Source organism: Methylobacterium sp. E-046 (genome assembly GCF_022829625.1).
Lineage (GTDB): Bacteria > Pseudomonadota > Alphaproteobacteria > Rhizobiales > Beijerinckiaceae > Methylobacterium > Methylobacterium longum.
Genome location: NZ_JAKSYP010000119.1, coordinates 1 through 19,184 on the forward strand (window position 1 = coordinate 1; position 19,184 = coordinate 19,184).

Below are 19,184 nucleotides of genomic sequence, written 5' to 3' on the forward strand. Positions count from 1 at the left end.
GGCGGAGTAGCTGTAGCCCTCATAGGTGCCGGCCTTGCGGCCGACGACACCCTTCAGGTCCGGGCCGACGCCGTTCTTCTGGAAGTTGTGGCAGGCCTTGCAGGGGGCGAAGGCCTTCTCGCCTGCGGCCGCATCCCCGGCTTCCTGGGCCTGAGCCGACAGGGGCAGGAGAGCGGCGAAAACAGCACCGATCACGAATGAACGCACAGATCGACTCCTAAACGCACGGCGGTAAGCGTTGCGCCTCTGACTGGGGACAGCATCCGCGCACGGAGCTGGCGATGCCGAGAATCGTCCGACGCTCGGCACATCGAAGGGGTAGACGTTGGAGCATCGACCTTAATCCACGGGTTCGTGAACGCCCGGCAGCGCCCCGGCCGCCGCGCGCAGGAAGGCCCGCCACGGCCGTGTCCCCGCGCCCGGTTGCCAGGACCCCCGGGCCGTTCCGCCGCGCATCGAGGCGCATCTCCGTCGCGTCGTGCGACAGGGGCCGCCCTGGATCGCGCCGGGCGCGGGTGCTTCACTGCCGGCAGCATAGAAAAAACCCGCCGCGGCGAGCCGGGCGGGCTGAGGGAGTGCTTGGGAGTAAGCGCGACCGTAAGTCGCCAAGCTCTGGCATACCAGATCCTGGAGCGCAGGGCAGCTCTGCAAGAACGGGGTCCCTCCGGACGCGATCTTGGCGACCGGACGAACCGACCCCCCCGGACCGGCCGCCACCGGCAAATTATTCCGTTCCAGTCAATAATGAACTGTTCAGAGCAGGCATTCTCCCAATCGCGAGGGGGCGTCACCTTACTCCTGCAGCTCGGGGCTGGTCCCGACCACGCTATCGAGGGAACGCGATCATGAAGCTCTACCATCATCCCCTTTCGGGCCACGCGCACCGGGCCCGCCTGTTCCTCTCGCTCCTTGGCGTCCCCCACGAGGCCGTGGAGGTCGATCTGAAGGCGGGCGCGCACAAGAGGCCGGAGTTCCTCGCCCTGAACGCGTTCGGACAGGTGCCGGTGCTCGACGACGACGGCACGGTCGTCCCGGATGCGAACGCCATCCTGGTCTACGTCGCCCGCAAGCTCGGGCGGACCGACTGGCTGCCGCAGGATGCCGCTGGCGAAGCCGCCGTGCAGCGGTGGCTGTCCGTCGCCGCCGGGGAGCTCGCCTACGGCCCGGCCGCCGCGCGCCTCATCACGGTGTTCGGTGCCAGCTTCCGGCCCGAGGAGGTGATCGGCCGGGCGCACACCCTGCTCAGCCGCCTCGAGGCCTATCTCGTCGGGCGGGATTGGCTGGTCGGCGCACGCCCCACCATCGCGGACGTCGCGCTCTACAGCTACCTGGCGCGCGCGCCAGAGGGCAATGTCGACCTGTCGGGCTACCCCGGCGTCGCCGCCTTCCTCCGACGGATCGAGGACCTGCCGGGCTTCCTTCCCTTCGCCCGGACGCCGGCCGGCCTCACGGCCGCCGCCTGACCCCGCTTGTCCGGACGCGCCGGGAGGCGTGCCCGATCGAACCGGATGGGAGAGCAGCATGAGCGACGGTCCGACGATGGCGAGGCTCCCGGATTCCCAGGCGTCGCCCTGGCACCCGGGCGAGAAGGCCATCCAGCAGCAGGTCGGCGTCGCCGACCGGATGGAGGCGGTGGGCCGGCGGGTGGTGCGGGACTTCATGCCCGAGCAGCACCGCGCCTTCTTCGGCCAGATCCCCTTCATCGTGGCGGGCAGCATCGACCCGCAGGGCGATGCCTGGGCGACGCTGGTGGCCGGACATCCCGGCTTCATCGCGTCGCCGACGCCGACGGCCCTCGACCTCGCGGTGCGGCCCGATCCGAGCGACCCGGCGAGCGCGGGCCTGCGCGCCGGAAACGCCATCGGGCTCCTCGGGATCGAACTGCACACCCGTCGGCGCAACCGCGTCAACGGCCTCGTCCGCGCCGCGTCGGGCGGCGTCCTGCAGGTCGCGGTCGACCAGAGCTTCGGCAACTGCCCCCAGTACATCCAGCTGCGCGACGTCGCCCTGGTCCGGGATCCGGACCAGCCCTTCGCGGGCTCCGTCGAAGAGAGCGCCGTGCCCGACGCGACGGCCCGCGCCGTGATCGAGGCCGCCGACACCTTCTTCGTCGCCTCCTTCGCCGAGGGCGACGGGCGCCGCCAGGTCGACGTCTCGCACCGCGGCGGCAAGGCCGGCTTCGTGCGGGTCGCCGCGGACGGCACGCTCACCATCCCCGACTTCGCCGGCAACCTCTTCTTCGCGACGCTCGGCAACATCCTCCTCAACGGCAAGGCCGGCCTCGTCTTCGCCGATTTCGAGACCGGCGATCTCCTGCAGATGACCGGCGACGCCGAGGTCGTCCTGTCCTCCCCCGAGATTGGCGCCTTCCAGGGCGCCGAGCGGCTCTGGACCTTCAGGCCGCGCCGCGTCGTGCGGCGGCGGGCCGCGCTGCCGCTGCGCTGGACCTTCCGGCCGGACGGCTGGTCGCCCAACGCCCTGATGACCGGCGATTGGCGAGAGGCGGCCGACCGGCTCCGGGCCGCCGACCTCGCGACGCGCTGGCGCCCGTTCCGGGTGAGCAGGATCGTGGACGAGAGCCGCGCGATCCGCTCCTTTCACCTTCTGCCGGCGGACGGGTTCGGGCTCGTCCCGCATCGGGCCGGGCAGCACCTGCCGATCCGCATCACCCTGCCGGGGTCCGACAAGCCCCTCGTCCGGACCTACACGCTCTCTGTCGCGCCCTCGGACGCGGCGTACCGGATCAGCGTGAAGCGCGATGGCGCCGTGTCGGGCCACCTGCACGACACCCTCCGGGTGGGCGACGTGGTCGAGGCGCGGGCGCCCGCCGGCGGCTTCACCCTCGACGCGCACGTCGCGCGGCCGGCCGTGCTGCTTGCCGGCGGCGTCGGCATCACGCCGCTCCTCGCGATGCTGCGCCACGTGGTCTACGAGGGCCTGCGCACCCGGGCCATCCGGCCGACCATCCTGATCCAGGCCGCCCGATCCCGGGAGGACCGGCCCTTCGCCGAAGAGTTGGCCGGCCTCGCCGCCGCGGCGGGCGGCGCGGTCCGGATCGTGCGCGTGCTGAGCGATCCGGGAGACGCCGTGGCCGGCATCGACTACGACGCCGCCGGCCGGATCGATACCGGGCTGCTCGCGCGCGTCCTGCCGTTCGGCGACTACGACTTCTATCTCTGCGGGCCGCCGGCGTTCACGCAGGCACTCTACGACGGTCTGCGCGGCCTCAATATCGCGGATGACCGGATCCACGCCGAGGCGTTCGGTCCGGCCGCGCTGATGCGGAGCGCACCGGCCGGCGCCGCGGTGCCGCAGCGGCCGCCCGCCGCGGCAGGGCCGGTTGCAGTCGCCTTCCTGAACGCCTCCAAGGAGGCGCGCTGGACGCCCGAGGCCGGTACGCTCCTGGAACTCGCCGAGGCCCGTGGCCTGAGCCCGGCGTTCAGCTGCCGGAGCGGCAGCTGCGGGTCGTGCAGGACCAAGCTCCTGGCCGGCGCGGTCACCTACGGGCGTGAGCCCACGGCGCCGGCGGCGGCGGACGAGGTCCTGATCTGCTCCGCCGTGCCGGCCGAGGGAAGCGGTCCCGTCCATCTGGCGCTCTGACCGTCGCGGCCTGCGGCCCGTCGGATGAGGGGGCGGGTCAGATCACCCGAATCCCCCGTGGCGAGGCCTCGCCGCGCAACCGGGCCGGACGTGGCCGCGGGCGATGCCGGGCGGTATTGTCCGCGCCTGCGACGGACCGCCCGGCGACCGTGGCACGGTGCGATCCGGTGAGCGGCTGTCAGCGTCACGGCGACGGAGGGGCGAGGTTATGGACCGCTGGCAGGCCATGCGCGTCTTCGCGAAGGTCGCGGAGACGGCGAGTTTCGCCGAGACGGCGCGGCTCCTGCACCTGAGCCCCCCGGCGGTGACGCGCGCCGTGGCGGCGCTGGAGGCGGCCATCGGCGCCCGGCTGTTCGTCCGCACCACCCGCTCGGTGAAGCTCACGGAGGTGGGCGGGCGCTACTACGAGGATTGTCGACGCATCCTGGCCGACATCGTCGAGGCGGAGGCCGCGGCCGCGGGATCCTACGCGACCCCGTCCGGGACGCTCGCCGTCACCGCGCCGCTCCTGTTCGGCCAGATGCACGTGCTGCCCCTGGTGACCGACTACCTGGACACCTACCCGACCATGGTGGCGCGGACGCTGTTCGTCGACCGCCCGGTCAACATCGTCGAGGAGGGCATCGACGTCGCCATCCGCATCGGCCACCTGTCGGATTCCGGATTGACGGCCGCTCGTGTCGGCGCCGTGCGCCGCGTCATCTGCGGCTCGCCCGCCTACTTCGAGCGGCACGGGATCCCGGAGACGCCGGCGGACCTCAAGGATCACCGCATCGCCCTCTCGACCGGGGCCTGGGCGTCGCCGGAATGGCGCTTCGCGCGCGACGAGCGCGTGACCATCCATCCCACCCTGCAGAGCAACACGAACGCGGCCGGCATCGCCGCGGCGCTCGCCGGCTGGGGCCTGACGCGCGTGCTGCATTACCAGATCGGCGCCGCCCTCCGCGAAGGCCGCCTGCAGGTCGTGCTCGCCGACCGCGAAGAGCCGCCGCTCCCGATCCACGTGGTCTATCCGCAGGGGCGGCAGGCGCCGGCCAAGGTGAGGACGTTCGTGGATCTGGCCGTGTCGCGGCTGCGGGCCAATCCGCTGCTCAACTGAGCGTGGACGCATCCGGGGTCGCGGGACGTCGCGCGATATCCGTGCGCGGTCGGGTCGACGCGTCCCGCGCCGCCGGCCGGCGCGCAGCGTCGCGATCCGTGCGTGAGATCGGTGCACGCACCGGCGAGCCCACGCCGGCTCGGAGGGTCCCGGTTCCGCCGGGGGCCCGGCCATCACGCAGCCCGGGCGCTCTCCGGAACGCCCGGCCGAACGCCATCGGGCGCCGCGGCGATCATCCGGCCGCCAAGGACAGCGCTTTGCGGTAAGGAGCACGGACGGGACGCGGCCGTCCTCGGCGCGCCGGAGGCGCACCCGCGGCTCGGGGGAGACGACGTACGTGGTCAGGGCACAGATAGGCGATCCAACCGCCCCCGGCGGACTGGATGTCGGCCGGGACGGGTCCGTCGCGGCGATCACGCGGCGACTCGATCCGCTGCCGATCAACCGGCTCCACGTGGCGATCCTCGCCCTCAGCACGCTCGGCCTGTTCACCGATATCGCCGAGGTCGCCCTGAGCAACGCCCTCGCGGCCATCTTTCTCGCCCCGCCCCACAGCCTGCCGCGGGGGAGCCTGTCCCTGCTGCTGGCCTCCGTCTTCGCCGGCGGGGCTGTCGGTGCGCCGGTGTTCGGCCTGCTGGGCGATCGCCTGGGGCGCAGGCGCGCCCTGCAGATGTCCCTTGGGCTGATGGCGATCGGTTCGGTCGCCGCCGCGATGAGCCCGGGTCTCACGTCGCTCACGATCGCGCGGGCGGTGTCGGGCTTCGCGATCGGCGGCTTCCCGCCCCTGATCGCGACCTATCTCGCCGAGGTGATGCCGCCGCGACGACGCGGTGCCATGCTGATGGTCTGCGCCGGGATCGGCTTCCTGGGCGGTTCGGCCGTGATCCTGCTGATCCAGGCCCTCGCACCGGCCGCGCCGCTCGGGATCGAGCCGTGGCGCTGGGCGCTGATCCTCGGAGCGGTGCTGGCCGCCCTCGCGGCCGCGCTGTTCGCGCGCGTGCCGGAATCACCGCACTGGCTCGCCGCGGCGGGGCGCGCTGCCGAGGCCGACCGGGCCTGCCGACGCTTCGAATCCGCCGCGCGGGCGAAGCCGGCCGCCGCTCCGGCAGGCGAGCTCCCGGAGCCGCCCCGGCCGGTGCCGGCCGAGACCGGCGCGCTCCGGACGGAGCGGCCCGTGATGCGTCGGACCGCGCTGTTCGTGACCCTCTACACCCTCGCGCCCTGGGCGACGCTGGGCTTCCCGCTGCTGAGCGCCGTCGTGCTGCTGGCGAAGGGCTTCAAGGTCGATCAATCTTTGGTCTTCGCGGCCCTGTCGATGCTGGGGCCGCCCCTCGGGACGCTCCTGACCGCGCTGGTGATCGACCGGCTGGAACGCCGCGCCTGCCTCACCGTCCTGGCCGGATCGATGGCGATCCTCGGCACGGCCTTCGCCGCGAGCGACACCTTCCGCACGCTGGTTCTCGTCGGGATCGCGTTCAATACGGCGGCGGCGACCTATGGGGCCCTCCTGGCGGTCTACGCGACGGAATTGCTGCCCACGTCGCGTCGGGCGTCGATCCTGACCTGCGCCTGGGCGGGCGGATCGCCTCCGCGATGGCACCCTTCGTCCTGCTGCCCGCCCTTTCGGCCTACGGTCCCCACGGCATGTTCGCGGTGATCACGGCCGTCCTCATGGCCAGCATGGCGCTGCTCCTCGTCGGGCCGCGCGGGCTCTCCGGCGAAACCGTCGCTCAAAACACTTGAGGATCGGCCTCTAGGTCGAGGTGTTCCGACCGTTCGAGGGAGATGATGACGTCCTGGCGATTCCTGAAATACGATCGTCGCGTGCGCGTCTAGAGAGATCTGCGCGCGCCACGCCCGCCCGTGACTTCAGCGGAAGAGCGCCGCGCCAAAGACGACATGGGTTGCGGAGGGGCGATACAGCCTCGTGGGATTGATGCAGCTCTGAACGGCACGAGACATGGGCCGTTCACGATTGGCACTGGCGGAACCCTCTCCTGTTGTCGGTCCCGCAACATCCGGACAATAACGTCGCGCAGGCGCCCGGCCGAGTCAGCGGGCGGCGGCGGGAGCCCGATACGTGTCCAGCCCGGCGATCGTCCCGAGCCTCGTCGAGTCGACGCAGCACATCGAGCCCCAGCGCGCCTTCGAGTATTGGCGATGCACGGCCCTGGCCCGCTTCGGCGAGATCGCGCGCCCGCACCCGCGCGAGCGGTTCGCCGCCCGGCGCCTCACCGTCGCCTCGGCGCACTGGCTGCTGACCCATACGATCAGCAGCCCGGTCGGGGTGACGGTCAGGTCCCGCCACATCGACCGGAACGCCCGGGACATGGTGGTGATCGGCCTCGCGGTCGACGGCATCGGGTATCAGGAGCAGCGCGGCCGGGGGGCGCAACTCCATGCCGGCGACGTCAGCTTCCTGTCGCGGGCACAACCCCTGGTGGCCGGCACACAGAGCAACTACGAGGAGATCCGCCTCGTCGTGCCGCGGGAGACCTTCGAGGCGCGGGTCGGCCGCGCCGATGCGCTCCTGGGCCGCAGCATCGGGGCGCAGGCGGGGGGCGCCGAGTTCGGCCCACGCCTGCGGGCGATCGCCCGGTCGGTCGCCTGGATGACGGAGGAGGAAGCCCAGGCGGCGGTGGACGGGGCCTTGCACCTGCTCGGGTGCCTCGTGGGCGACCCGGCGGACCGGGCCGGCGCGAAGGTATCGCAAGGGGCCGTCCGGTCCCTCGCCCACGCGCATATCGCCCGCCGGATGCACGATCCGGCTCTCAACCCGAGCGATATACCAGTCGCGCTGGGCATATCCCGGTCCAGCCTGTACCGGGCCTTCGCGGATTCCGACGGTATCGCGGCGGCGATCCGTGACGCGCGCCTGGATCTCGCGCGACGGCGGCTGGAGACACCGCGGGACGACAAGCTGAAGATCGCCACGATCGCTTACGCGTGCGGCTTCACCGATGTCCCGACGTTCAACCGCGGCTTTCGTAAGCGTTTCGGCCTGTCGCCGCGCGACCTGCGGGCCGAGCGTGCCTGACCGCTCCGGGGGCCGGCATCGCGGGAGCCCGCGGGCCGGCCTGATATCGGGTGGCCGGCGATCATGCCGGGCGGGATGATCGGCTGCCTAAGGTCGGTCGTATCGGGCGCTCCTCCGCCTCAAGGGCGGCGCATCCTCGGCGGCAGGTCAGGCCCGCGGCGGTGCGGGGCGGCTTCCGTTGAGGGGGCCGACCCGCGCCACCGTTGATGGGTCCGGGGGAGGGCGCCCCGATCCGTCCATGGGGAGGTGCCGTCGACCGAGCGGGTGCCGCAGCGAATTTTTCTTGTCCCTGCGTCTCAGCCTCGCGGAAACCGGTCCCCCACGAGGATTCGATTGCGGCGGGGATTTCTTGCAGATACCTTTCGAGGGGCGTATGGACAATTGTTCGATGTTATTCGACCAATATTTTCGCGTATAAGTATATAGCAACGAATACATCGTTGCTGATCCCCGCTCGACGTTGACGAGGATCTGGCCGCCATATTTATAGGTGCGGCAGGCGGTGGCGCGGACCGATGTCCGCCGCGGCTGGCATGCGTCGATACCGACTGACACGACTCGATATGCACGGGGCCTGTGGCACGCTCCCGCTTGTTGCGGCGCGCCGACATCCCGGTATCGCGAATAAGGGCGTCCGCGGTTCGTCTGTGTCGGTCGTACGGGTTCTGTCACCGCGGATGCTCGGGCAAGCGGTTCTGCTGCGATTGGGAGTTCAGATGTCTGACACGCACGATGAATTCATGGCCCGCGCGATCGCGCTGTCGGAGAAGACCTCCCTGATCGACAGCGCCGGGGGCGTGTTCGGCTGCGTGATCGTTCAGGATGGCGCCATCATCGCCGAGGGTGCCAACCGCGTCGTCGCCGAGAACGATCCGACGTGGCACGGGGAGATCGAGGCCATCCGCAAGGCCTGCAAGGCCCAGGGCAGCTTCAAGCTCCGCGACGCGACGCTCTACACCAGTGCGGAACCGTGTCCCATGTGCATGGCGGCCGCCTACTGGGCCGGCATCAAGCGGGTCTACTATGCCGCGCAGGTCGAAGATGCCCTGGAATATGGCGGCTTCGACGACAGCATGATCTATGCGGAACTCAAGAAGGACGTCGGTGACCGGTCGATCCCGACCGAGCAGATCATGCGGGCCGAAGCTGTCGAGGTCTGGAAGAAGTATGCGCAGAAGCAGGATCGCGTCCCCTATTGATCGACCACGGGGGATCGGTCTTCGCGCGAGCGCTCCTCTCTGAGCGACGCGAAGCCTTCGGTCTGCGCTGCCCGACCGGACGGTCGGGGATCTGACGCGCATCCGAGGCTGGCCTGCATGGGGCCGGCTTTCGACGTGCACTGCATGGCGCTCGGGACACGGCCCACCGTCGGAGCGATCGCCCCGGCGGAGGGCATCGGCGGACCCACGGCCATGCCGGTTGCGCGGGGCGATCACGTCTCAGCGGGAGGGCGTGCGGCGCCACATCGCCGGACCATGGATGCCGCCGTGGCGGATCCCCCGCGGCCGCTCCGGCGTTCTCCCGGCCGATACCTGTGCCGTGGAGGGCCGCCGTGGGGCTTGCCGCCTTCGTCTTCTTCGTCGTTCCCTGGATGGCCGTCGCGGTCTGGATGTCGCTGCGGCCGGCCAGCGTCCGGTTGGGGACCCAGGCCACGCCCTGGCGTCCGCTGACGACTTATCCGTCGCCCCGGCGGGATCAGCAGCGCGCCGCGGAGGCGCCGAGCCTCGAATCGGCGGGCGCCCATGACGGCAAGCACGCGCTGATCCAGGCCGTGTGACTCCCCACACGCGGCACGGTCGGATCAGGCCTCGGCCTGGAGAAGGTGCAGGTTGAAGCTGCCGCCCTCGGCCTGCCAGAGGGCACGCGGCGTCCAGCCGCTCGCGGCCGCCAGCGTCCGGAACGCGTCCGCGGTGTACTTGTGGGACGTGTCGGTCCGGATGCCTTCCGCGGCCGCGAGGGTGATGGTCCGGTCGCCCAGCCGGTAGGAGGCGGCCCGGGTCGCCACGAGACGGGCCTCCACGCGCAGTGGATCGTGGCACAGGCGGATGTCGTGCCGGAAATTGTCGCGGTCGAAATCGGCGCCGAGTTCCCGGTTGAGCCGGGTCAGCATGTTGCCGTGGAACGCGGCCATCAGGCCGTCGGCGGCGCCATAGGCGCGCTGCAGGCGCTCGGGGTCGCTCGTCCCGTCCGCGCCGACCAGGAACAGGCTCGGCCCGAGGGTCTGGCGGGCGCGTTCCAGGAACAAGCCCGCCTCCCGCGGCTCCAAATTGCCGATGCTGGTGCCGGGATAGAAGCCCAGGACCCCGCCGGGCCCGGCCGAGATCGGAAGCCGGACCGGCTTCGAGTAGTCGGCGCAGACCGGCACCATGGCGATGCCCGGGTAATCCGGTGCGAGCCGCCGGATCGCGGCCTCCAGGTACTCGCCGGAGATGTCGATGGCCACGTAGGCGGACGGATCGGGCAGAGCGTCGAGGAGGGTGCGGATCTTGCGGCTCGCGCCGCTGCCGAACTCGACCACGGTGACGCCGGGCGCGACCAAGCGGGCCACGTCCGCGGCCGCCTGGGGCAGGAGGGCCGTCTCCTGGATCGTCGGATAGTAGTCGGCGCTGTGGCAGATCCTGTCGAACAGATCGGAGCCGGTCTCGTCCCAGAGATATTTCCCCGGCAGCGACTTCGGCTCGGCCGTCAGGCCCGCGAGGGCGTCCCGGAGAAACTCGTCGCTCATGGTCGCGTCACCGTGACGACGACGAGGGCGAGGCGCTCCACCGCGTCGTAGATGGGGTCCGCGAGTTCCTCGCCGTACTCGTCCGGATCGAACTCCCGGTAAGTCCAGTCCAGGCCGGCGCGGGTGCAACGCGCGGTCACGGCCTCGCGGAACGGATCCTCGCCTTCGACGATCGCCGCGCCGGTGAACAGGACGAGGCTGCCGCCCGGCGCCAACCGCTCCATGGCCTGCTCCGCCACGGCAAGGGAGAGGCCGGCGCCGAGCGGACCGCCGCCATGACGATAGGCGCGCGCGGCGGCGTCGATCATGAAGGGCGGGTTCGACACGATGAGGTCGAACCGACCCTCGACATCGCGCAGCATGTCGCTGCGGCGGACAGAGACGCCCTCGGTCCCGGCGAGCCGCGCGTTGACGCGCGCCGCCCGCATGGCCGCCGGGTTGATGTCGACCAGCACGACCTCGGCCCCCGGCGCACGCTTGGCGATGCAGATGCCGGCGGCGCCCGAGCCGCAGCCGATGTCGACGGCCCGGCGCACCGGGTTCGTGCGGCTCTCGAGGTGGTCGATCACGGCCGCCGCGAACCGCATCGTGTCGGGACCGAAGAAGACCGCATCGGCGGCGTTCGGCGGATAGGACGAGTGGGCCAGCATCTCACCGTCGAGACTGGAGAACCGGATCGTGGGCCGCAGCAGCGGGCCATCCTCGATGACGGCGCCGGCCGCCCGCATCAGGCGCAGGATCGGCTCGGGGAGCACCTCGGCGCGGAACGGCCGGCTCCAGCCGAACACGTCGCGCAGGGTCCGCGCCTCGGCGTTCCGCGGGCGGGCGTTGACGTGGGCGTGGGTCGCCGGGGTCACCGTGGTGAAGGCGTAGCCGGTTTCCCGGACGGCCCGAGCGAGGGCCAGCACGGCGGCCTCGTCCTGGGGGAACGGTTCGGATCGCGTCATCGGCCGGTCCTCAGCTGTCCATCCGGCGCGCCACGAAGGCGCCGGACGAGAGATCCTCGGCCACCTGCCTCGCGTCCCAGGCGGGTGGTGCCTCACCGCGCCGGAACGGGCAGGCCCATTCCTCGGGGACCGCGCGACCGCTGAATTGCCGGGCGGCCGAGAGCTGGCCGTGCTGGGCCAGCATCGGATTGATCGAACCGGTCCAGGCCTCGTCGCGGGCGACGATGGAGCTGCGCAGCCGCTCGTAGCGCCCCTCGGTGCGCAGTCGCTCGAACTGATCGTGCAGGTTGAACACCAAGGCCGGTGTCTCGAAGCGCCGGGCGCGGCGGCTCGCGCCGGGATGCAGGCCGACCAGGAAGAAGCCCTCGCCGCCGAGGCTCAGCGAGAAGTGCGGATCCTCCGGATCCGAGGCGACGCGGGGGTCGTAGGCCTGGCCGAGGCACCGGTCCTTGTCGGAGAGCGACTGGACCCGCTCCCACAAGGACGACTCGAAGGCCTCCTCCGACAGGGTGCGGGGGCCCTCGAACAGGACCACGAAGCTCTGGAACAGGCTCGGCTGCGCGCGGTACCGGCAGATGAAGGCCAGGAGTGCCGGATAGATGCGGGTATCGTCCCAGCCGGATGTGATGTCGCGGGCGACGATCACCTTCATTTGACCGCGGGAGAGCGCGGACTTGGCGCCCACGCAGGGGAACGGCACATGCTGGATGAAATCCCGGAAGCGCTGGGCCACGGGATGCGCATCGTCATTCGTCGGAAGTTGCATGGGAGAATTGAGTCACGCCACCGAAATCGGGCACGATCGCACGCACCGCGGCCCGATCGACCACGGTGTCGCCCCGAATTGAATGCCCTGGAAACCGGATGCTGCAGGCATTGTTCCCCAATCCGGATTGTCTGACCCCGCTATTGATCTATGTTAATTAGGTATCGGAGGTCGATAAGGGGGTCGAATACTTCGTATCGAAGCGCCTCGGACGCTGCCACCTTGAGCCGCGGACGCCGCATGGAGGCTGGCCTTGCGAGCGGTCCCTCACTCGGCCGCGGTTGGGTCATCTCCACCCCGGCGGGGAAGACCGGCCCGACACCGGTCGAGCATTGCGGCACTGCGGTCACGCCGACGCCGTCCTGCGTATCCGGCGGCGCAACGTTAACGATCTGATTACCATCAAAACCTAGCGCAACCGGCAGGAACGGCGCATCCGCGCCGGCTGAGCGCTGACGATGAACGCCCTCGATTGTCTGTATTCCTGGTCTGCTTCGGCTGTGACGCACCTGGACCTGTTCGGGTCCCTGGGTCTTTGTCTGGGCTTTACTGCGGGCATCATGCCGTGCCGGGACCGGATTCTCCTGGCGTCGGCGGCCTGCGCGGCGTGTTTCGGCGCTCATTACCTGACGCTCGGAGCGCTCACCGGCATGGCGATGTGTGCCATCTCTGTGATGCAGAGCCTCGTCTCGCTGCACTGCGTGGGCGCGCCGGGCCGTAGCCATTGGGTCCGGCCCTTGTTCGCGGCGAGCACGCTCGCGGCGGCCTGCCTGACGCTCGTCACGTGGAACGGCTGGCCGTCCACCTGCGCGGCACTCGGAACCCTGCTCGCCACCACGGCGCGCCTGAACGAGGCGCCCCAGGCCATGCGCCTGCTCTTCCTCGGCGCCTCCCTGTGCTGGGCCGGTCATAACCTCCTGGTCGGCTCTGTCTTCGGCCTGACCTGCGACGTGCTGACGATCCTCGGTCTGGCGATCGCGCTGCTGCGCGCCCTGCAGACCCGGCCGGCCGATCCGGCCGCGCCGGACTATGTGGGAGCGTAGGAGCGGGAAGAGGCGGGAAGAGGCGGGAAGAGGAGCATCTGCGTCGATCCATCCGGGAAATCCGGTGTGCCGGTTCGGGTTGTCGGGCTGGTGCGGGGGGATTTCCCTTCCCGGACGATCGACAGAGGTTTCGGTTCTTGCCCGAGGCGACCTATCCCCCCCTCGACGTGCTCAAGCCCGTGGCCGACGGCGTGTGGATCGTCGACAGCGGCCCGTTGCGCGCCCTCGGCATTCCGCTCCCGGTCCGGATGACGGTCGTCCGGCTGCACGACGGCGGGCTCTGGCTGCACTCGCCGACGCACTACGACGCGCGCCTGCACCGGGACATCGCGGCGCTGGGGCCGATCCGCCACCTCGTCGCGCCGAATATCGCCCACTGGACCTTCCTCAAGGATTGGCAGACCCACTGCCCGGACGCGGCGACCTGGGCGGCCCCGAACCTGCGCGAGCGCGGACAGGTCCGCCGCTCCGGCCTGCGCGTCGACCGGGTTCTGGACGACGCGGCGCCTCCGGAATGGGCGGCCGACCTGCGCCAAGTCGTGGTGCAGGGCGGTCTCTCCTTCCGGGAGGTCGCGTTCTTCCACGGGGCGAGCCGGACTCTGATCCTCACCGACCTCGTCCTGAACCTGGAGCCGGCGAAGATGCCGGCGCTCCTCCGGCCGTTCCTGCGCCTCGCCCGCATGACCCCGCCGCACGGGCAGCCGCCCCCCTATCTGCGCCTCGTCATCAAGCTGCGCCGGCAGGCGGCGGCGCGGGCCGCCGCGGAACTGGTGGCGCTGAAGCCCGAACGGGTCATCTTCACGCACGGGCAGTGGTTCGCCGGCGACGGGACCGCCCGCCTGCGCCATGCCCTCCGCTGGCTGGGGACATTCGGCTGATCGGCAAATGGATCACAGCCCGGGGGCGCCGCCGACCCCCGGTCGGTCGACGGGGGGCGCTGCTCGAACGCGTCCGGCGCGGTATCGGCGGCGTCGATGAGGGCTCGGTGAGGGCACCGCACCCGCCGCCCGGAACTTCAGGTCGGAGCGCCTCCACGAGGCGCGTCAGGACCGTCTGCTCCACCTGCGGATGCCCCGAACCCCGCGCGCAGCGCCAAGGGGCGGCGGGGACGTTCCTGGAGATCCTGCGAGCCGTGCGACCGATGCCGGGCGCGACCTGCTCCCCCCGCGCCGGTCCGGGTGTCGATACGGGGCCGCCAGACGGCGGCGGGCGCGGCTGATCCTTCGAGGATCGCCGCCCGGTCGATCTCAGGTCGCGTCCGCCGCAGCGGCCGCCGCGTCGGCGCCGTCGAGGGACTTGGCGAGTTCCGTGAGCACCTCCTCGACCATGGGTGGCCAGGGCGCGTTCGCCTCGTCCATGAGGCGCGCGGCGCTCACCAGGGCGGAGATCTGCTCCTCGTAGACCGGCCGCCCCACCAGCTGTGCGTAGCGCACCCGGGCGGCGAGCGCCGTCGCGAGGCGCTGTACCTCCGCGATCTTCGCGTTCGGCGCGCCGCTGCCGTCGCCGTTGCCCATCAGTCCATCCCCTTCGGATCTTCGCGGATCCTCTTAGGCCATGGCCGTTGTTCCGTCAGGGGGCTGCCGGCAGCCCCAACGACGGGGATGTCCGACCGGGCCGGAGATGGCCGCCGGCGGGAACTTCCGAAGCCCGGATGCGTCGGTTTCACGCAGACAGACGCATGCCGTTTTGGGAGATTCACATGCGCAGATCCCACATCCTCGCCCCGGCCACCCTCCTGGCCGCGACCCTCGCGCTCGGAGCGGCCCCGGCCTGGGCCGACCCGATCAGCCAGACGGGCACGGGCGGCGGCCCCGCCACGGCCGCCAAGGCACCCCACACGGCCTCGACGGGTCAGACGGTCCCGAATCCCAACGCCCTCAACCTGAACGAGACCGGCAGCATTGAACGCCGGGACGCCGTCGAGCAGCGCAACGATGCGATCACCCGCGGCATCTGCATCGGGTGCGCGCGCTAGTCTCGCCGCTCCGCCGCGCGCCGCCGGGCCGGTCGCTCCGGGGTGCCGGGCGCGCGGGATCCCGGCCCGCCCGTTCACGAAGCCCGGGCGGAGCTTCCGAGCTCCGTCCGGGTCTTGAAGATCGGCGCACGTTCGACCAGATCTGCGATCCGGCCCACACTAGGAACAGGAGTTGAAGCGTGGCAAACGAGGCTGTCGACCAAGCGACAGACAGGACCTATTTCGGCCTTACCCTTTCCCAGCATGCCGACCGGATCAGGAAACTGGCGACGGAACGCGGCCTGACCGGCGAAACCTTCGACCGCGTGACCGCGAAGGCCGTCGAGATGATCCCGACCATCAAGCTGAGCGACGGCCAGCGCTAAAGCCGCCTCACTTCTCGGCACGCAGGCTGTTGACGATGCGGCTCGCGATCTTGCGCACGGCCGCATCGTCGCGCGCCTCGCCTTCGACCTTGTCCCAGAGGTGATCGAGACTGCCCTCGAGGTCGTCGAGCAGCTCCGGATGGCGCTGGGCGAGGAAACGGATCGTCCCGAACAGCAGGTGTTCTATCGCCATCTCCCGGCGGCGAGCCTCGACGAGCGGATCCAGATGCGGCGGTCGGTTCGTGTCTGTCATGAAGACGCAACGATCCTCCCTCGGCGCGGTTCGGGACTGCCGGCGCGGTGCGACGCCGCGGAGGCTCCGGCGCCGGCCCGGGCGTCGCTCCGGCCCGGAACACCGTCATTCCACCCCCGTTAGCCTGCGGGCGCGCAAGCGTCCCCGCCGGCGGCCGCGGTCGGCCGCACATCTCTGCGGCTCGCGACCGGACCGGTTGTCATCGGAAATCGGGAGGATTCAATGGTCGATGTCGCGCAGATCCGGGAGCACGCCGAGGTCGTCGGTTCGGACGGGACCCATGTCGGCACGGTGGATCACGTGGATAAGGGCGAGATCAAGCTGACCAAGAGCGACGCCGCCTCGGGCGGCCTCCACCACTACATTCCCCTCGATTTCGTGCAGTCCGTGACAGACGGCATCGTGCATCTCGACCGGCCGGCCGAGGAGGTGAAGCGCGAGTGGTCGACCTCCTGACCGGAACGCTGCCGCAGGCTCAGCGCCGCAGCGCCCCGAACCAGGCCGTCAGCGGCTCGACGAAGGCCGCCCATGTCCGCGCCCAGAGCGTCCCGGAGCGGGCGTCGTCGGGCCGGTGACCCGACATCAGGGCCGCCACCAGCGCGTCCTCGCGGGGCTTGCACTCGTCCAGGGCGTTGCGTTCGTTCCCCGCGCGACTCTGGCCGGCGGGCTGGTGCGCGTAGGCCTCGTGCAGGCAGCGGTGCCAGGCCGACTGCAGGACACGCGGGTCGACCGGGGCGGCCATCGGGCCCGATACCACCGGAGGGGGCATCAGGACGAGCGTCGCGGACAGGCTGAACACCGGCATGCGCATGATGCTCCTATGCCCGATGCGCCGGGCCGCCGGATAGAACGGATCGGCAACACTGCGCCGCATCACGGCATCGCGGCCACTTCAATGCGGCGAGCCCGGGGACCGTCCTTCGGACCAGGGATGACCAAGCCGTCACGCGAGGCTCGACGTCCCCGCGCGGGCGCGACGCCCGCGATCCGGCGGGCGTAAGGATTTCCGAACCTGAACGGCCGTTATGCTACAGCCCGCGACCGGTCATTTCCGGGCGCGCGGGCGGTCCATGCAGTATGACGGGGCTTCGATGCCGAGATCGAACAGGCGCTGGCTCATGGTGATCCGGCTCGCGGCATGGGCGCTGGTCGCCCTCATCGTCCTCGTCACGCTGGTGCCGATCGGCCTCCGGCCGGTGATGACCGCCGATCCCAGCGTTGAGCGGATCGCCGCCTACGCGGTGGGTGGCTTGGTCATGATGGTGAGCTACCCGCGGCATTGGCTGATGATCCTGCTCGGCAGCGTCCTGGTTGCCGGCGGCCTGGAGGCGGCGCAGACCCTGACGAGCACGCGCCACGGCCGGTTCGACGACTTCCTGGTCAAGGCCGGAGCCGCGCTGGCCGGCGCCTGCGCCGGGCTCGCGCTTGCAGGCTTGGCGCGTCGCCGCCTGACCGGTCCGGCGCGCGGATGAACCACGGAGCGGTGTGCCGACTGGTCTCGCAGCGTCGGCGCGTCGTCTCGACCGGATGCAGGTTACGCCCGCACGTAGACCGCCGCGACGCCGGCGGACCCCAGTCCCCACGGTGAGGAAACGCTAGTCCAGCGTCCTTGGCCGCCGGCCGAAGCACTCCGAAAAGGGACCCGTGAGACCCAAACCGGATCGGACGGGCACGCCTGCCGGACCGGCCGTCGGGAGCATCAGTCAGGGCGCGTTCGCGCCTGTGAGACGGCGCCACGATCGCGCAAAGTCCCTGTCGCCGCCGGAAACCGCCGAGCTTTCCAAGCGTTACTGTATGGGGGCTCGCACGCGGGGTGCTGCATGTTCGGCGCGGCCAAGCTCACGGGACGGTTCTGGTTTCGCAGGACGTGGACGGGCAAGCTGGTTCTGCTCGTAGAGGAGGAGAGGCCGGCATGGTTCGGCCGCAACGGCCTGACCAAGCTGCGCTGGCGCGACGCGCGCCTGCTCGATCTGGCGGAGGCGCCGATGCGCACGCTGATGACCCTCGAGCGGACCTACCGGGCGGAATTCGGGGCCGGGCCGGCGCCGGTGCTGCAGGCCGTGGTTCCGGCCGGGAAACGGGGCGCCATCGCGACGCCGCTAGGCGATGCCGCCAGCGCCTGAGCGCGACCCGGAGGGCGCGGGCCGAACTGGGACAAAGTTCGGCCCGCCTGCCGTTCGGCTTCGTGAGGTCCCCAAGCCGCAGCGACACCGTCAGAGACCACGATGCGGTTAAGACTTTCTTAATCCGGCGGACGGCGTGGAGCCGACGCCGGTGATCAACGCACACCCCGCGATGCCAGCTACCTCGGTGCGGCAGTTGATTGATCTATGTTGGTATTTTGACCTGTATCTGGTAGATAACAACCACAATTAGTTATATTCTTTCAGTTGCGGACTTGACGCGCGACAGGAGACGCCACGTCTATGGTCGACCCCCGCGTGAGAGGCGCCAATGGAAGACAACACTTCAGTCCCGCATCAGGACCAGGTCGATTTCGTCGAGCTGACCGCCGACATCGTTTCCGCTTACGTGGCCAACAATTCCGTTCCGGTACCTGACCTCCCGACGCTCCTGTCCGGCGTCCATGCTGCGCTGACCGGACTTGGCCAGTCCACTGCGTCCGCCGAGCCGGACTTCAAGCGGGCGACGCCCGCGCAGATCAAGAAGTCGATCACCCCGGACGCGCTCATCAGCTTCATCGACGGCAAGCCGTACAAGACGCTCAAGCGGCATCTCACCGGCAACGGCATGACGATCGAACAGTACCGGCAACGCTACGGCCTGCCGCCCGACTATCCGACGACGGCCTCGAACTACTCGGCGATGCGGGCCGAGTTCGCCCGCAATGCCGGCCTGGGCCACAAGCGACGGAGTCCGGCCGCGAAGCGTGCCGAGTCCGCCGAGACCGTGGAAGCCGCGGACACGGATGGCCGCGACTCTGCACCCGCGAAGTCGGGCCGGGGCCGCAAGTCCAAGAAGGCCGAAGCGGCGGAATGAGCGCGTCGGCCCACCGGTGACGGGTGAGGCCGGACCGGCGGTGCGGGGGCGCGCCGGTCAGTGCGTCACGGTGGCCGGGCCCTGGGCCTGCGGCCGGCCGTTCTGGCCGGCGTTGGCCTGCGCGTCGGGATCGCGGACGTCCTGCCGGACCCCGCTGCCCAGCGTTTCGGGGCGGGCTGTTCCCGAACGTGGGGCCGCCGGCCGGCGCGATCGGGCCGTACGCCTGCCCGATCGTCCGGATCTCGAGGTCGTCGGTCCTGTCGCCTGCCACGGAGGCCCTCTTGCGGTTTGCGCCGGCGCGGCGCGGCCGAGACCCGGCGAAGTGCGGGTCTCCGGCGGCGTTCACGAGGCGCGGAACGACGCCGTCCGACGAC

Annotated in this window: 22 protein-coding genes; 15 read left to right on the forward strand and 7 right to left on the reverse strand. The window is 70.8% G+C overall.

Annotated features, from left to right (window positions below):
* Positions 1-207, reverse strand: a 207-nt coding sequence (locus MKK82_RS10825; protein ID WP_243985629.1) for a c-type cytochrome, incomplete at its 3' end; no start/stop codon positions are given.
* A gap of 638 nt (positions 208-845) precedes the next feature.
* Between MKK82_RS10825 and MKK82_RS10830 the strand changes: the two genes are divergently transcribed.
* The 7 genes from MKK82_RS10830 to MKK82_RS10860 all read left to right on the forward strand — a co-directional run bounded on the left by MKK82_RS10830 (position 846) and on the right by MKK82_RS10860 (position 9,513).
* Entirely contained in the window at positions 846-1,463 is a 618-nt protein-coding gene (locus MKK82_RS10830; protein ID WP_238290910.1) for a glutathione S-transferase family protein, read from the forward strand.
* 58 nt (positions 1,464-1,521) lie between these two features.
* Positions 1,522-3,600, forward strand: coding sequence for a pyridoxamine 5'-phosphate oxidase family protein (locus MKK82_RS10835; protein ID WP_243985630.1), 2,079 nt, complete (start codon positions 1,522-1,524; stop codon positions 3,598-3,600).
* 208 nt (positions 3,601-3,808) lie between these two features.
* Positions 3,809-4,699, forward strand: a complete 891-nt coding sequence (locus MKK82_RS10840; protein ID WP_238290906.1) for a LysR family transcriptional regulator — start codon at positions 3,809-3,811, stop codon at positions 4,697-4,699.
* A 337-nt stretch (positions 4,700-5,036) separates the two neighbouring features.
* On the forward strand, positions 5,037-6,356 hold the full coding sequence (locus tag MKK82_RS10845; protein WP_243985632.1) for an MFS transporter: 1,320 nt from the start codon (positions 5,037-5,039) through the stop codon (positions 6,354-6,356).
* 423 nt (positions 6,357-6,779) lie between these two features.
* Positions 6,780-7,736 carry a helix-turn-helix domain-containing protein gene (locus MKK82_RS10850; RefSeq protein WP_238290902.1) on the forward strand — a complete coding sequence of 319 codons (957 nt, stop codon included), beginning with the start codon at positions 6,780-6,782 and terminating at the stop codon, positions 7,734-7,736.
* Between the two features lie 716 nt (positions 7,737-8,452).
* Positions 8,453-8,935: a nucleoside deaminase gene (locus tag MKK82_RS10855; protein WP_238290900.1), complete on the forward strand. Its 483-nt coding sequence runs from the start codon at positions 8,453-8,455 to the stop codon at positions 8,933-8,935.
* Positions 8,936-9,288: 353 nt separating this feature from the next.
* Positions 9,289-9,513 carry a hypothetical protein gene (locus tag MKK82_RS10860; RefSeq protein ID WP_238290899.1) on the forward strand — a complete coding sequence of 75 codons (225 nt, stop codon included), beginning with the start codon at positions 9,289-9,291 and terminating at the stop codon, positions 9,511-9,513.
* Positions 9,514-9,537: 24 nt separating this feature from the next.
* Here the strand turns inward: MKK82_RS10860 and egtD are convergent, their stop codons facing one another.
* The 3 genes from egtD to gntA are packed head-to-tail and all read right to left on the reverse strand — an operon-like array spanning position 9,538 to position 12,174.
* Positions 9,538-10,461, reverse strand: coding sequence for an L-histidine N(alpha)-methyltransferase (gene egtD / locus MKK82_RS10865; RefSeq protein WP_238290898.1), 924 nt, complete (start codon positions 10,459-10,461; stop codon positions 9,538-9,540).
* On the reverse strand, positions 10,458-11,408 hold the full coding sequence (locus tag MKK82_RS10870; RefSeq protein ID WP_238290897.1) for a methyltransferase: 951 nt from the start codon (positions 11,406-11,408) through the stop codon (positions 10,458-10,460). Before MKK82_RS10870 ends, egtD begins: the two co-directional genes overlap by 4 nt.
* Positions 11,409-11,418: 10 nt before the next feature.
* Positions 11,419-12,174: a guanitoxin biosynthesis heme-dependent pre-guanitoxin N-hydroxylase GntA gene (gntA, locus tag MKK82_RS10875; RefSeq protein ID WP_238290896.1), complete on the reverse strand. Its 756-nt coding sequence runs from the start codon at positions 12,172-12,174 to the stop codon at positions 11,419-11,421.
* A 458-nt stretch (positions 12,175-12,632) separates the two neighbouring features.
* Between gntA and MKK82_RS10880 the strand changes: the two genes are divergently transcribed.
* On the forward strand, positions 12,633-13,217 hold the full coding sequence (locus tag MKK82_RS10880) for a YgjV family protein (protein WP_238290895.1): 585 nt from the start codon (positions 12,633-12,635) through the stop codon (positions 13,215-13,217).
* 137 nt (positions 13,218-13,354) lie between these two features.
* Positions 13,355-14,095, forward strand: a complete 741-nt coding sequence (locus MKK82_RS10885) for a DUF4336 domain-containing protein (RefSeq protein WP_238290894.1) — start codon at positions 13,355-13,357, stop codon at positions 14,093-14,095.
* 369 nt (positions 14,096-14,464) lie between these two features.
* On the opposite strand, the gene MKK82_RS10890 is transcribed toward MKK82_RS10885, so the two are convergent.
* Positions 14,465-14,731 (reverse strand): hypothetical protein, encoded by a 267-nt coding sequence (locus tag MKK82_RS10890; protein ID WP_238290893.1) that lies wholly within the window; start codon positions 14,729-14,731, stop codon positions 14,465-14,467.
* Between the two features lie 185 nt (positions 14,732-14,916).
* Between MKK82_RS10890 and MKK82_RS10895 the strand changes: the two genes are divergently transcribed.
* Positions 14,917-15,192 (forward strand): hypothetical protein, encoded by a 276-nt coding sequence (locus MKK82_RS10895; protein WP_238290892.1) that lies wholly within the window; start codon positions 14,917-14,919, stop codon positions 15,190-15,192.
* 179 nt (positions 15,193-15,371) lie between these two features.
* Entirely contained in the window at positions 15,372-15,557 is a 186-nt protein-coding gene (locus MKK82_RS10900) for a hypothetical protein (RefSeq protein ID WP_238290890.1), read from the forward strand.
* A gap of 7 nt (positions 15,558-15,564) precedes the next feature.
* Here MKK82_RS10900 and MKK82_RS10905 read toward each other — a convergent pair whose 3' ends face one another.
* Complete coding sequence (locus MKK82_RS10905; RefSeq protein ID WP_238290888.1) at positions 15,565-15,810, reverse strand: hypothetical protein; 246 nt, start codon at positions 15,808-15,810, stop codon at positions 15,565-15,567.
* A 222-nt stretch (positions 15,811-16,032) separates the two neighbouring features.
* On the opposite strand from MKK82_RS10905, the gene MKK82_RS10910 reads away from it, so the two are divergent.
* On the forward strand, positions 16,033-16,266 hold the full coding sequence (locus tag MKK82_RS10910) for a DUF2171 domain-containing protein (RefSeq protein ID WP_238290886.1): 234 nt from the start codon (positions 16,033-16,035) through the stop codon (positions 16,264-16,266).
* 19 nt (positions 16,267-16,285) lie between these two features.
* Here MKK82_RS10910 and MKK82_RS10915 read toward each other — a convergent pair whose 3' ends face one another.
* Positions 16,286-16,684 (reverse strand): hypothetical protein, encoded by a 399-nt coding sequence (locus tag MKK82_RS10915; RefSeq protein ID WP_243985634.1) that lies wholly within the window; start codon positions 16,682-16,684, stop codon positions 16,286-16,288.
* Positions 16,685-16,901: 217 nt separating this feature from the next.
* Between MKK82_RS10915 and MKK82_RS10920 the strand changes: the two genes are divergently transcribed.
* The 3 genes from MKK82_RS10920 to MKK82_RS10930 all read left to right on the forward strand — a co-directional run bounded on the left by MKK82_RS10920 (position 16,902) and on the right by MKK82_RS10930 (position 18,810).
* A complete protein-coding gene (locus tag MKK82_RS10920; protein ID WP_238290884.1) occupies positions 16,902-17,282 on the forward strand; it encodes a hypothetical protein in 381 nt (126 codons plus the stop codon).
* Between the two features lie 348 nt (positions 17,283-17,630).
* Positions 17,631-17,933 (forward strand): hypothetical protein, encoded by a 303-nt coding sequence (locus tag MKK82_RS10925; protein WP_243985636.1) that lies wholly within the window; start codon positions 17,631-17,633, stop codon positions 17,931-17,933.
* Positions 17,934-18,264: 331 nt separating this feature from the next.
* Positions 18,265-18,810, forward strand: coding sequence for a MucR family transcriptional regulator (locus MKK82_RS10930; RefSeq protein ID WP_238290882.1), 546 nt, complete (start codon positions 18,265-18,267; stop codon positions 18,808-18,810).
* Positions 18,811-19,184: the final 374 nt, after the last annotated feature.

Excerpts from the sequence above, each read along its gene's own strand:
- MKK82_RS10830 (WP_238290910.1), top strand. The coding sequence starts at position 846 with ATGAAGCTCTACCATCATCCCCTTTCGGGCCACGCGCACCGGGCCCGC.
- MKK82_RS10835 (WP_243985630.1), top strand. The coding sequence starts at position 1,522 with ATGAGCGACGGTCCGACGATGGCGAGGCTCCCGGATTCCCAGGCGTCG.
- MKK82_RS10840 (WP_238290906.1), top strand. The coding sequence starts at position 3,809 with ATGGACCGCTGGCAGGCCATGCGCGTCTTCGCGAAGGTCGCGGAGACG.
- MKK82_RS10855 (WP_238290900.1), top strand. The coding sequence starts at position 8,453 with ATGTCTGACACGCACGATGAATTCATGGCCCGCGCGATCGCGCTGTCG.
- egtD (WP_238290898.1), bottom strand. The coding sequence starts at position 10,461 with ATGAGCGACGAGTTTCTCCGGGACGCCCTCGCGGGCCTGACGGCCGAG.
- MKK82_RS10870 (WP_238290897.1), bottom strand. The coding sequence starts at position 11,408 with ATGACGCGATCCGAACCGTTCCCCCAGGACGAGGCCGCCGTGCTGGCC.
- gntA (WP_238290896.1), bottom strand. The coding sequence starts at position 12,174 with ATGCAACTTCCGACGAATGACGATGCGCATCCCGTGGCCCAGCGCTTC.
- MKK82_RS10880 (WP_238290895.1), top strand. The coding sequence starts at position 12,633 with ATGAACGCCCTCGATTGTCTGTATTCCTGGTCTGCTTCGGCTGTGACG.
- MKK82_RS10890 (WP_238290893.1), bottom strand. The coding sequence starts at position 14,731 with ATGGGCAACGGCGACGGCAGCGGCGCGCCGAACGCGAAGATCGCGGAG.
- MKK82_RS10895 (WP_238290892.1), top strand. The coding sequence starts at position 14,917 with ATGCGCAGATCCCACATCCTCGCCCCGGCCACCCTCCTGGCCGCGACC.
- MKK82_RS10905 (WP_238290888.1), bottom strand. The coding sequence starts at position 15,810 with ATGACAGACACGAACCGACCGCCGCATCTGGATCCGCTCGTCGAGGCT.
- MKK82_RS10910 (WP_238290886.1), top strand. The coding sequence starts at position 16,033 with ATGGTCGATGTCGCGCAGATCCGGGAGCACGCCGAGGTCGTCGGTTCG.
- MKK82_RS10915 (WP_243985634.1), bottom strand. The coding sequence starts at position 16,684 with ATGCGGCGCAGTGTTGCCGATCCGTTCTATCCGGCGGCCCGGCGCATC.
- MKK82_RS10920 (WP_238290884.1), top strand. The coding sequence starts at position 16,902 with ATGCCGAGATCGAACAGGCGCTGGCTCATGGTGATCCGGCTCGCGGCA.
- MKK82_RS10925 (WP_243985636.1), top strand. The coding sequence starts at position 17,631 with ATGTTCGGCGCGGCCAAGCTCACGGGACGGTTCTGGTTTCGCAGGACG.
- MKK82_RS10930 (WP_238290882.1), top strand. The coding sequence starts at position 18,265 with ATGGAAGACAACACTTCAGTCCCGCATCAGGACCAGGTCGATTTCGTC.